This window comes from Psychrobium sp. nBUS_13 (genome assembly GCF_051201665.1).
Lineage (GTDB): Bacteria > Pseudomonadota > Gammaproteobacteria > Enterobacterales > Psychrobiaceae > Psychrobium.
Window position 1 is genome coordinate 217,203 of record NZ_CP179210.1, and the last position, 10,889, is coordinate 228,091.

The following is a 10,889-nucleotide window of genomic DNA, read 5'->3' on the forward strand; positions in this document are numbered from 1 at the left end:
AAGGATAAGTTGTTGATGGTTGATGAAAGAATTAATCGTCAGGGAAGTATGGACGTAGTGCTTAATGTGCAAGAGCAACTGATTTCAAGAATTGCATTAGCGTGTAAAGATAGCAACAAAATGACATTCCTCCACGGAATATCAGGGGTTGGAAAGACTCATATTGCTAATCGACTTCAAGATAGCCTTTCAGCGAGTTTAGTGATTAGCATGTCCCTAAAGTCAACTATACAACCTGAACAGTTAAAACAACAATTGATTTGTGAGTTAGTTACTGATGAGTTAACGGATCTCAATCAGCCAATTGCAAAAGCCGTATATCAAGCTATCGAGCACCACCATCAGTCAGTGCTAGTTGTCATCGATAATGCTGAGTTTATTGCTAATCAAGGTTTGAGTGCATTGTGGCAAGCTATTCACGAATTTTCCCGTGTTAATCAATCTAACCTTACATTTAACGTATTACTCATTGGTGATACTAAGTGGGCTAAGCCATTACATCATGGATTAAAAAACAAGTCTGATAGTCGCGTTGCTGAGTTCTTAGTACCTACATTAACTAAACAACAAGCCACTGATTTTATGATGAGTGTTCATGCTGACTGGTCTGATCAAAAAATTCAGCAATTTGTTAATAAAGTGCCATTGGAATATTTAATACCTAAACAATTAATCTATGCTCAGCTTCCTAATAATAAAAAGACTAAATTTAAAGTCTTTTTATTCTTGGGAGCGATGATAACGTTCTTGGCCATCGCTGCAACTGTAGTGGCATTCTATTTAAGAACGAGTGAACCTGTTATTGAACCAGTTGAAATACCACAAGTTCAGCTTGATGCAACTAATCAGAAGAAACCGATTGAATTGAATGAAGAGTTACCTTTGAATCGGGTTGATAAAGCATTGGTCGGCTCCGACGCAGAATTGCCGTCAGAGTCACAGCAATTACTTGAACCTGTTACCGAGTTACAAAAAACAGAAGAGAGTTCCTCTACGATTGAGCAGCCGACGAATATTGAAGCGGTTGATGAGACATCAACTATAAAAACGAAAGCATCAATACTTGAGCCTAGCGTTGAATCTAAAATCGTGAATGCTGAGCAGAACGATGTGACGCTACAAACCCAATCAGCGGTGACTTATTTGCATGACGAGCAAAAACTATTGAAAATCGAAGTCGACAGATATTCGTTGATGCTTGGTGGTTTTAGCAAGTTTGAAAGTCTCGAAAGCGTAAAGAGTAGTTTTATTGCAACTGATGAAAAACTAAAATTTTATCAAACTATTAGAGATAGTAAGCCATGGTATGTGTTACTTTATGGTGATTTTTCAACGAGCGTTGAAGCAAATAATTATGTTGATAATAACTTACCAACATTTGAAAAAATGTCACCTTGGGCAAAATCTTTTCAGTCCATTCGAGAAGAAATAAACGTAACTACACGACAATTAGAAAATAACGATAATGACAATAACTAAGAACCGAGCATTTTTAAAATGGGCTGGCGGTAAATATGGACTGATTGAAGACATTAACCGTGTGTTACCGTCGAGTGACCGGTTGATAGAGCCTTTTGTCGGAGCTGGTTCAGTGTTTCTTAATTCAGATTTTGAAGAATATTTACTTAATGATGTAAATGCCGATCTAATTAATCTCTATAAATTGCTACAGACTAACGCTGACGATTACATCAAAGCAGCCAGCGAGTTTTTTACACCTAACTATAACGATAAAGATCGTTATTACGATATTCGAGCAAAATTTAATGCATCGTCAGATATCTTAGAACGTGCTATCTATTTTTTATACATGAATAGGCACGGCTACAATGGATTGTGCCGTTATAACCTAAAAGGTGGTTATAACGTGCCTTTTGGACGTTACAAAAAGCCATATTTTCCCGAAAAAGAATTATGGTTTTTTGCTGAAAAAGCGCAAAAAGCAACGTTTACTAATGTGTGCTTTCGAGAAACGTTCAAACAAGCTAAATCAGGCGATGTTATTTACTGTGATCCTCCTTATGCGCCACTATCACCTACTGCAAGTTTCACGAGCTATTCAGGGCAGGGTTTTAAATTAAAGGATCAAGAAGATCTTGCAAACCTCGCAGAGCACTCCAGTAACGCTGGTGTCCCAGTTGTTATCAGCAATCATGATTTAGATTTAACGAGACATCTATACAAACAAGCGAATTTGAAAGAGATAAAGGTTAAGCGAACAATCAGCCAAAAGGCAGGGAAACGCACTAAGGTTGGTGAATTACTTGCACTTTATTAAAATGAAGAAATCAATTCTAATAAATCGATAAAGTGGAATTGAGCAGATGAACTACCTGCGAGCCAATCACCCCAATTAAGCGTTTTTGCAATCACTTCACAAGTTGGCTGTTGATAACAAGATTGCAATAACGTATCTTGCTCCACAAATGAACTGGTTGCTAAACCAGAAATTAAAACTAATGAAGCGACATAAAACAAACGTTTTTGACGGCGTATCATATTTCTCTCCTTAGTTTTAAAGTTGGCCAAATAGTATAAACAACCAATCAAGATTTGACTAGTAATTTATTGATTAAAAATCATTCGAATTCGAACTAAACAATATAGGAATAATAACAATGAAAGCAACAGTAAGTTGGGTAGAAAAAGAAACATTCCTTGGTGAATCAGAGTCTGGTCATCAAATTATTATGGATGCCAATGGCAGTGATTCAAAAGCGCCTAGCCCAATGGAAATGGTACTGATGTCAGTGGGTGGTTGTAGCTCGGTAGACGTCGTTAGTATCTTGAAGAAAGCTAAACAAAACGTAAGTGGCGTTAAAGTTGAATTAACATCGGTACGTCGCGATGAAGCGCCTAGATATTTCACGTCAATTAACCTGCATTTTATTGCTACAGGTAAAGGAATCAAAGAAAAACATCTTGATCGAGCTGTTTCATTATCGGCAGAGAAATACTGTTCAGTGGCCTTGATGTTAGAAAAGGGTGTTGAGATTACGCATACCCATGAAATCGTTGAAGTAGAAGATTAAATAGCATTTGAAAGTTGATATATTGCTGACAAGGACGTCAGAAAAAATAATGAGCTGATTACTTGATTACTTGATTACTAAAATAACGAATATATTAATGTTAATAAAGTAATTGAGTGTAGTTTGAATTAAGAAAAGAAGTGGTCGGTGATAGAGGATTCGAACCTCTGACCCTCTGGTCCCAAACCAGATGCGCTACCAGGCTGCGCTAATCACCGACTTCTAATGTACTATGTGTGAACATAGTGATTTGCAAGAAACCGTTATGCCAGCGGCATAAGGAAGTTCGAAGCAAAAAGATGGGGTGACTAATGGGGCTCGAACCCACGACAACCGGAATCACAATCCGGGGCTCTACCAACTGAGCTATAGTCACCACTGTTTACCGCTGCACTAACCGAAGAAATATGGCGCGCCCAAGAAGATTCGAACTCCTGGCCTCACCCTCCGGAGGGGTGCGCTCTATCCAGCTGAGCTATGGGCGCATTCCCTAGTGCGGGTGCATATATTAAGGATTTAATGATTGCCCGTCTATAAAAAAATTAAAAAAATATGTTAACTGATGCAAAAGTCGACAGTATTCATACTTTATATGGTGTAAATCAATAAAACTAACTGATATTAGTGTTTTCATCTGAACAGAACCGTTTATAATATCGCAAAAATAAATCAATATTATTAGTCAGGGGTTTCTACACATGAATGCAGGTGTATCTAAAGTAATGATGACACTAGGTGTCGCACTTACATTGTCATTAAGCGTTAATGCTTCAGATTTGTCTGATGACGCTGTAAACAAACGCATTGCGCCAGTGGGCAATGTTTATTTAGCGGGTGCTCAACCGGCAGCCCCAGTTGTTCCTGCTGGACCTCGTACTGGTGCCGATATATATCAAACAACATGTTTTGGTTGTCATGGTACTGGTGCTGGCGGCGCACCTAAAAAGGGTGATAAAGGTGCTTGGGCTCCTCGTGTAGCACAAGGTATGGACGTAATGTTTAACCATGCTTGGAAAGGCTTCACTGGTAAAACAGGTGTTATGCCAGCTAAAGGGACATGTATGAACTGTAGCGAAGACGAACTTAAGTCAACTATCGAATTCATGACTAAAGGACTCTAATAGTTCCTTTCCCAATAAAAGGCCGCTTTCGCGGCCTTTTTAATTGAGTTATTTACCTAACATCCCTCGTAGGTTTGCAATGGCTGATGTTGCTGTTTTTTTCCTTTCAGCGGCAGACTTAGGCGGCTTCTGAGATTCCCATTCAATATCGTCTTGTGGCAGTTCATCAAGAAAACGACTTGCCGTTGGCCTAATAAGCTCACCATATTGACGTCGCTCTTTTGCTTGAGTCATTATCAATTCACGTTGAGCACGAGTAATTCCTACATAAGCGAGGCGGCGCTCTTCTTCTATATTATCTTCATCAATGCTTGCTTGATGAGGCAATAATCCTTCTTCCATGCCCACCATAAAGACAATTGGAAACTCTAACCCTTTAGATGCATGTAACGTCATTAGCTGAACTTGATCTGCTTGCTCTTCTTCTTCACCGCGTTCCATCATGTCGCGTAATGTTAATCGAGTGACAACTTCTGGCAATGTCATCGGTTCATCTAAATCGTCGCCATCGAGCATACCGCTCACCCAAGTAAATAGCGTGCTTACATTCTTCATGCGCATTTCAGCGGCTTTACCACTCGGACTTGTTTCATAGAGCCAATCTTCGTAATTGATATCTCTAATAATCTGGCGTACCGCCTCAAGTGGATCGCCGCGACGAGATTGATCATCAAGTTCAACTAACCAACGAGTGAACTGCTGCAAAACCTGTAATTTCTCACCGTGTAAGGTTTGTTCTAACCCAAGCTCAAAACTGGCAGCGAACAAACTTTGCTGCCTCATATTGGCGTAATTCCCCAACTTTTCTAACGTCGCAGGTCCAATTCCACGTTTGGGAGTGTTCACCACACGTAAAAAAGACGTATCATCATCAGGGTTAACTAACAGTTTAAGGTAGGCCATGACATCTTTTATCTCACTGCGAGAGAAAAACGACGTACCACCGCTTATTTTATAAGGAATTCTGTTCGTCATGAGTGCTTTCTCAAACACACGTGACTGAAAGTTTCCTCGATACAAAATCGCAAAATCACTATACGCTGTTTTGTTTAAGAAGCGATGACGAACGATCTCTGCGACAACTCTTTCTGCTTCATGCTCTTCATTCTTTCCGTAAATTACTTTGAGCAACGGGCCATCAGCGAGTTCACTAAATAACGCTTTATCATAAACATGTGGATTATTGGCAATCAAAATGTTGGCACAGCGCAGGATACGAGAGCTTGAACGATAATTTTGTTCTAACTTTATGAGGCGTAACTTTGGAAAATCTTCTTTTAATAATACTAGGTTTTGTGGTCTCGCCCCACGCCAAGAGTAAATCGATTGATCATCATCGCCAACGACAGTAAATCGGCCACGGACCCCGGTTAACAGCTTAACTAATTCGTATTGACTGGTGTTGGTATCTTGATATTCATCGATTAGTAAATAATGGAATCTATTTTGCCACCGTTCACGGGCTTCCGCATTATTACCTAACAACAATGTAGGCACCATGATTAAATCATCAAAGTCTAATGCATTGTACGCACGGAGTTGGTTCTGATAACGCTCGTATAACTGAGCAACTAAAATGTCTTGCCCAGATTGAGCCTGTTTGATGGCTTTCTCTGGCGTCATTAAATCGTTCTTGAAATTAGAGATGATACCTTGAAGCAAATTAAGTTTATCTTTATCACCATCGAGCTCTTTCTCGGTGAGCTCTTTTAACAACGCTAGCGTATCAGTGCCATCAAACAGTGTGAAACCAGGCTTGATACCAATATTTTTTGCTTCACGCTTAATTATCGTCAAGCCTAATGTATGGAAAGTAGAAACGGTTAAACCACGTGTTTCTTTCCTACCTAACTCTTGACTTAATCGCTCTTTCATTTCTCGTGCGGCTTTGTTGGTGAAAGTAACAGCTGCAATATTACGAGGCTTATATCCACAAGTTTGAATAAGATAGGATATTTTATTAATGATAACGCGAGTCTTACCACTGCCTGCACCTGCGAGTACTAAACAGGGGCCATCAATATAATGCACCGCTTCATTTTGTTGTGGGTTTAACTTCATTTTTATCGCTCACCAAGATTAACTAGCGAATTTTACCTGATTTATAGTTACAATGGGCGGAATAAATCGAGACAAATGTTAGTTAACATGATGTCGACCTAATTAGGGATATCAGTGATGATAAATGCAAAGAAATTAGAAGAAATCGCGCAACAAGTTGCCAATGCCTTACCGCCAGGGTTGAAAAACGTTGCAGATGAAGTTGAAAGTAAAACAAAGCAAGTGCTTCAAGGCCAACTTAACAAACTTGATGTTGTATCCCGAGAGGAGTTTGATGTGCAAACTCAAGTACTTCTAAAAACGAGAGAAAAACTTGTGGTGTTAGAAAAACAAGTCGCTGAATTAATTGAACAGTCGAATCAAACAAACGAATAGGTTCTAAAGTGGATAAGTATCTCGTCATTGGTAATCCAATTGAACATAGTAAGTCGCCGTTTATTCACCAAAGCTTTGCAAGCTCAACGAATCAGACACTAGCTTATGAAAAGAAGAAAGTTGAACTTGACCAATTCGAAACCTTTATTCAAAACTTTCAACGAATTGGCGGTAAAGGTTGCAATATTACTGTGCCATTTAAAGAACGGGCTTTTGCAATAGCGCAAGAGTTAACGCCAAGAGCTAAAGCAGCCGGAGCAGTCAATACGCTATCTTTTACTGATGATGGTACCATTATTGGAGATAACACTGACGGACAGGGACTTGTTGAAGATCTGTTAAGGCAACGAATAACAATTCGTGATAAGAGAGTACTCATTATTGGCGCTGGCGGTGCAGCACGAGGTTGCATATTACCATTACTTGAACAACTACCTTCTTCTATTACCGTTACTAATCGAACTTTTGAAAAAGCTCAACAATTGGTAAGTGAATTTGATAGTAGCCAGTTAAGTTGCAGCGAGTTATCTAGCTTGACCAATGAGTTTGACCTTATTATTAATTCAACATCTGCTAGCTTAAGCAATAAGCTTCCTGATATTGAATCCCGAGTTATCGCTAGTGCAACTTGCTGTTATGACATGGCCTATGGCAACGAACCCACATGCTTTTTGAGATGGGCTGATGAACTGGGCGTTCAAAAAACAATTGATGGGTTAGGAATGTTGGTAGGCCAAGCGGCTGAAAGCTTTAGAATATGGCGCAATGTGTATCCTGAGGTAGCATCGGTACTTGTTGAACTGAGAGCGCAATTAACATGAATCAGTCAATACTAGTGAATGACGATATGGCATGGAGCCCTTTGAATCAACACGTACAGTTTACAGCTCAGTATAGTGGCGCCATTATCAAGTGTGCACTCACTTTAGAATACCTAAGAAATAAAGGATTCTCCGGTGAGTTACAATCTGAGGCCATCGATGCGTTTTGCTCGATGATCTCTTTTGATATAGAAGAAGATACACAGCAAGCCATCGTTGATGAGCAACTCGAAGATAACGGCTGTTTACTTCTACGCTAGATAATCATCTTTTAGCGTAACGTAATTTATCGCTGATTGAGTTAAGAAAGCACGTTCATCATCATTGAGCGGGCGCGCTTTTTTCATTGGATTCCCAACATAAAGATACCCAGACTCTAATACTTTATTCGGCGGTACTAAAGTACCTGCTCCGATGAATACATCGTCGCTTACGACAGCACCATCCATAATTATTGCACCCATACCAACTAAAATACGCGAACCAATCGTACATCCGTGTAGCATCACCTTGTGGCCAATAGTGACATCATCCCCGATAATTAATGGATTACCTATAGGGTTTTTCTCACTTTTTCTCGTTACGTGTAAAACACTGCCATCTTGAATATTTGAACGATGACCAATCCGGATATAATTGACATCGCCTCTGATGGCGACAAATGGCCATACGCTACAATCATCACCAAATTCCACATCACCGCAGATTACAGTATTGATATCAATATAATTTCGCAGTCCTAGTGTCGGGAAAACACCTTTAAATGACGTTAGATTGGAAGACATAAGTTGTAATTACTCCGTGTTGAAAGGCTATTAGCGTCATAATAGCCCAAAACAGGCTAATAATCTCGCAAATTGTACGAACAATACCCATGTAGTAAAAAGATTTAAAATAACTATTGCGCTTTAATTCATTCCATCTATAATGCGCACCTCTTCAACGAGACAGCGATAAGTAATCGCTTAAGACTCAATGTTGAAAGGGATGTTAGATAATAAGCAGTTTATTAGACGTTGATAATTATTAACTGAAAATTGCAAATATTATTAAGGCTTAATATGCAAATTGAGCGCTTCAATATAAAGAAGTGATTAAGAGCATAAAGTTAACATTCTTATTTTGGTTTCTAGTCAATTTTGAGAAACATAATTTATTAAAACGAAATAAATTAAAAGTTTTTCTTGACTACTGAAATTAAAAGCGTAAGATACGCATCCCTAACGCAACGAGCCACACGGTTTGAAGCGTAACTCCTTACTTTGTGTAAGTCGAGTTGAAACGTTCTTTAACAATAAGTATTCAAATAAACTGTGTGGGCATTTTTAAGACTTAGCTAACATTTGATTATTAATCAAATGTTCAAGGCTAAATCGGTTAAGTATCAAAAAATACTTAATGAAGATGTTCACACCAAGTAAGAAATTACTTGATATGACAGTAAATTCATTGAGTCGTTTCTTATGTAAAAGTAGGGAACGTTAAACAGTTAAACTTTTAATTGAAGAGTTTGATCATGGCTCAGATTGAACGCTGGCGGCAGGCCTAACACATGCAAGTCGAGCGGAAACACAAGGGAGCTTGCTCCTGAGGTGTCGAGCGGCGGACGGGTGAGTAATGCTTGGGAAACTGCCCAGTCGTGGGGGACAACCATTGGAAACGATGGCTAATACCGCATACGCCCTACGGGGGAAAGAAGGGGACTCTTCGGAGCCTTTCGCGATTGGATGTGCCCAAGTGGGATTAGCTAGTTGGTGAGGTAAAGGCTCACCAAGGCGACGATCCCTAGCTGGTTTGAGAGGATGATCAGCCACACTGGAACTGAGACACGGTCCAGACTCCTACGGGAGGCAGCAGTGGGGAATATTGCACAATGGAGGAAACTCTGATGCAGCCATGCCGCGTGTATGAAGAAGGCCTTCGGGTTGTAAAGTACTTTCAGCGAGGAGGAAAGGTTAGTAGTTAATAACTGCTAGCTGTGACGTTACTCGCAGAAGAAGGACCGGCTAACTCCGTGCCAGCAGCCGCGGTAATACGGAGGGTCCGAGCGTTAATCGGAATTACTGGGCGTAAAGCGTACGCAGGCGGTTTGTTAAGCGAGATGTGAAAGCCCCGGGCTCAACCTGGGAACTGCATTTCGAACTGACAAACTAGAGTTTTGTAGAGGGTGGTAGAATTTCAGGTGTAGCGGTGAAATGCGTAGAGATCTGAAGGAATACCAGTGGCGAAGGCGGCCACCTGGACAATAACTGACGCTCATGTACGAAAGCGTGGGGAGCAAACGGGATTAGATACCCCGGTAGTCCACGCCGTAAACGATGTCAACTAGCCGACTGGTGCCTTGAGCACTGGGTGGCGCAGCTAACGCATTAAGTTGACCGCCTGGGGAGTACGGCCGCAAGGTTAAAACTCAAATGAATTGACGGGGGCCCGCACAAGCGGTGGAGCATGTGGTTTAATTCGATGCAACGCGAAGAACCTTACCTACTCTTGACATCCACAGAACTTTTCAGAGATGAATTGGTGCCTTCGGGAACTGTGAGACAGGTGCTGCATGGCTGTCGTCAGCTCGTGTTGTGAAATGTTGGGTTAAGTCCCGCAACGAGCGCAACCCCTATCCTTAGTTGCCAGCACGTAATGGTGGGAACTCTAGGGAGACTGCCGGTGATAAACCGGAGGAAGGTGGGGACGACGTCAAGTCATCATGGCCCTTACGAGTAGGGCTACACACGTGCTACAATGGCGCATACAAAGGGTTGCGAAGCCGCGAGGTGGAGCCAATCCCAAAAAGTGCGTCGTAGTCCGGATTGGAGTCTGCAACTCGACTCCATGAAGTCGGAATCGCTAGTAATCGTAGATCAGAATGCTACGGTGAATACGTTCCCGGGCCTTGTACACACCGCCCGTCACACCATGGGAGTGGGCTGCAAAAGAAGTGGGTAGTTTAACCTTTCGGGGAGGACGCTCACCACTTTGTGGTTCATGACTGGGGTGAAGTCGTAACAAGGTAGCCCTAGGGGAACCTGGGGCTGGATCACCTCCTTACAGACAAAAATAAAACAGATTTTTAGATAATTAATCTAAAAATACAGTTTTATTCAGGTCGTCACTTGTGATGACCAATATTTTTACTTTTCTTTAAGTGTCCACACAGATTATTTGAATACGCTAGCATGTTGATGAAAAAGTGATAATAAATCTCTTTTATCTAATCAACATTGTCTGAAACGACAAAGTTAAGCAACATTGCTTACCTTTGTCTTTTTAATAAAGACTGCTCTTTAACAATTTGGAAAGCTGATAAATTCAAAAATAGAATTTAGATTATTGTGTAAACAATAATTTTTATTCGAAGTTCTTAAGTAATTAGTGAATGCTAATTACGAACACAACAAGTGTTCTTGGATATTTTTGAGGCGAAAATGATTTACGAAGCTAATAATCTAAAAATAAATACTTAATTTATTTTTCAGGATAAT

The 10,889-nt window shown here is 40.5% G+C and carries 10 protein-coding genes, 3 tRNA genes and 1 rRNA gene; 8 read left to right on the top strand and 6 right to left on the bottom strand.

Annotated elements, in window-relative coordinates:
- Window positions 1–15: 15 nt before the first annotated feature.
- Together ACMAZF_RS01005 and ACMAZF_RS01010 are read left to right on the top strand one after the other, a co-directional pair.
- Window positions 16–1,479, top strand: a complete 1,464-nt coding sequence (locus ACMAZF_RS01005) for an AAA family ATPase (protein WP_435275652.1) — start codon at window positions 16–18, stop codon at window positions 1,477–1,479.
- The gene (locus ACMAZF_RS01010; protein WP_435275653.1) at window positions 1,466–2,278 is read left to right on the top strand and encodes a Dam family site-specific DNA-(adenine-N6)-methyltransferase; all 813 of its coding nucleotides are present in this window, start codon (window positions 1,466–1,468) and stop codon (window positions 2,276–2,278) included. The genes ACMAZF_RS01005 and ACMAZF_RS01010 overlap by 14 nt, the downstream gene beginning before the upstream one ends.
- Here the strand turns inward: ACMAZF_RS01010 and ACMAZF_RS01015 are convergent.
- Complete coding sequence (locus ACMAZF_RS01015; RefSeq protein WP_435275654.1) at window positions 2,275–2,499, bottom strand: hypothetical protein; 225 nt, start codon at window positions 2,497–2,499, stop codon at window positions 2,275–2,277. The two genes, ACMAZF_RS01010 and ACMAZF_RS01015, sit on opposite strands and share 4 nt — an antisense overlap.
- Before the next feature lie 119 nt (window positions 2,500–2,618).
- Between ACMAZF_RS01015 and ACMAZF_RS01020 the strand changes: the two genes are divergently transcribed.
- Window positions 2,619–3,032 (top strand): OsmC family protein, encoded by a 414-nt coding sequence (locus tag ACMAZF_RS01020; protein WP_435275655.1) that lies wholly within the window; start codon window positions 2,619–2,621, stop codon window positions 3,030–3,032.
- A gap of 141 nt (window positions 3,033–3,173) precedes the next feature.
- Here the strand turns inward: ACMAZF_RS01020 and ACMAZF_RS01025 are convergent.
- The 3 genes from ACMAZF_RS01025 to ACMAZF_RS01035 all read right to left on the bottom strand — a co-directional run bounded on the left by ACMAZF_RS01025 (window position 3,174) and on the right by ACMAZF_RS01035 (window position 3,517).
- A tRNA-Pro gene (locus tag ACMAZF_RS01025) sits at window positions 3,174–3,250 on the bottom strand.
- A gap of 82 nt (window positions 3,251–3,332) precedes the next feature.
- A tRNA-His gene (locus ACMAZF_RS01030) sits at window positions 3,333–3,408 on the bottom strand.
- A gap of 32 nt (window positions 3,409–3,440) precedes the next feature.
- A tRNA-Arg gene (locus ACMAZF_RS01035) sits at window positions 3,441–3,517 on the bottom strand.
- Between the two features lie 213 nt (window positions 3,518–3,730).
- On the opposite strand from ACMAZF_RS01035, the gene ACMAZF_RS01040 reads away from it, so the two are divergent.
- Window positions 3,731–4,153: a c-type cytochrome gene (locus tag ACMAZF_RS01040; RefSeq protein ID WP_435275656.1), complete on the top strand. Its 423-nt coding sequence runs from the start codon at window positions 3,731–3,733 to the stop codon at window positions 4,151–4,153.
- A 48-nt stretch (window positions 4,154–4,201) separates the two neighbouring features.
- Here ACMAZF_RS01040 and rep read toward each other — a convergent pair whose 3' ends face one another.
- A complete protein-coding gene (gene rep, locus ACMAZF_RS01045) occupies window positions 4,202–6,214 on the bottom strand; it encodes a DNA helicase Rep (RefSeq protein ID WP_435275657.1) in 2,013 nt (670 codons plus the stop codon).
- Window positions 6,215–6,331: 117 nt separating this feature from the next.
- Here rep and ubiK point away from each other — a divergent pair, with 117 nt between their 5' ends.
- Genes ubiK through ACMAZF_RS01060 form a run of 3 tightly spaced genes read left to right on the top strand, consistent with a single transcriptional unit; the run spans window position 6,332 to window position 7,670 of the window.
- Window positions 6,332–6,589 carry a ubiquinone biosynthesis accessory factor UbiK gene (gene ubiK, locus ACMAZF_RS01050; protein ID WP_435277151.1) on the top strand — a complete coding sequence of 86 codons (258 nt, stop codon included), beginning with the start codon at window positions 6,332–6,334 and terminating at the stop codon, window positions 6,587–6,589.
- 8 nt (window positions 6,590–6,597) lie between these two features.
- Window positions 6,598–7,410 carry a shikimate dehydrogenase gene (gene aroE / locus ACMAZF_RS01055; RefSeq protein ID WP_435275658.1) on the top strand — a complete coding sequence of 271 codons (813 nt, stop codon included), beginning with the start codon at window positions 6,598–6,600 and terminating at the stop codon, window positions 7,408–7,410.
- Complete coding sequence (locus ACMAZF_RS01060; protein ID WP_435275659.1) at window positions 7,407–7,670, top strand: DUF1488 family protein; 264 nt, start codon at window positions 7,407–7,409, stop codon at window positions 7,668–7,670. Before aroE ends, ACMAZF_RS01060 begins: the two co-directional genes overlap by 4 nt.
- On the opposite strand, the gene ACMAZF_RS01065 is transcribed toward ACMAZF_RS01060, so the two are convergent.
- Window positions 7,662–8,195 carry a gamma carbonic anhydrase family protein gene (locus ACMAZF_RS01065; protein WP_435275660.1) on the bottom strand — a complete coding sequence of 178 codons (534 nt, stop codon included), beginning with the start codon at window positions 8,193–8,195 and terminating at the stop codon, window positions 7,662–7,664. The genes ACMAZF_RS01060 and ACMAZF_RS01065 overlap by 9 nt on opposite strands.
- A gap of 713 nt (window positions 8,196–8,908) precedes the next feature.
- Here ACMAZF_RS01065 and ACMAZF_RS01070 point away from each other — a divergent pair.
- Window positions 8,909–10,455, top strand: a 16S ribosomal RNA gene (locus ACMAZF_RS01070).
- The last annotated feature ends 434 nt before the right edge of the window (window positions 10,456–10,889 follow it).

What these genes read in the sequence shown, in the direction of transcription:
- ubiK (WP_435277151.1), top strand. Translation starts at nt 6,332, where the DNA reads ATGATAAATGCAAAGAAATTAGAAGAAATCGCGCAACAAGTTGCCAAT.
- ACMAZF_RS01040 (WP_435275656.1), top strand. Translation starts at nt 3,731, where the DNA reads ATGAATGCAGGTGTATCTAAAGTAATGATGACACTAGGTGTCGCACTT.
- ACMAZF_RS01020 (WP_435275655.1), top strand. Translation starts at nt 2,619, where the DNA reads ATGAAAGCAACAGTAAGTTGGGTAGAAAAAGAAACATTCCTTGGTGAA.
- ACMAZF_RS01005 (WP_435275652.1), top strand. Translation starts at nt 16, where the DNA reads ATGGTTGATGAAAGAATTAATCGTCAGGGAAGTATGGACGTAGTGCTT.
- rep (WP_435275657.1), bottom strand. Translation starts at nt 6,214, where the DNA reads ATGAAGTTAAACCCACAACAAAATGAAGCGGTGCATTATATTGATGGC.
- ACMAZF_RS01015 (WP_435275654.1), bottom strand. Translation starts at nt 2,499, where the DNA reads ATGATACGCCGTCAAAAACGTTTGTTTTATGTCGCTTCATTAGTTTTA.
- ACMAZF_RS01060 (WP_435275659.1), top strand. Translation starts at nt 7,407, where the DNA reads ATGAATCAGTCAATACTAGTGAATGACGATATGGCATGGAGCCCTTTG.
- ACMAZF_RS01010 (WP_435275653.1), top strand. Translation starts at nt 1,466, where the DNA reads ATGACAATAACTAAGAACCGAGCATTTTTAAAATGGGCTGGCGGTAAA.
- ACMAZF_RS01065 (WP_435275660.1), bottom strand. Translation starts at nt 8,195, where the DNA reads ATGTCTTCCAATCTAACGTCATTTAAAGGTGTTTTCCCGACACTAGGA.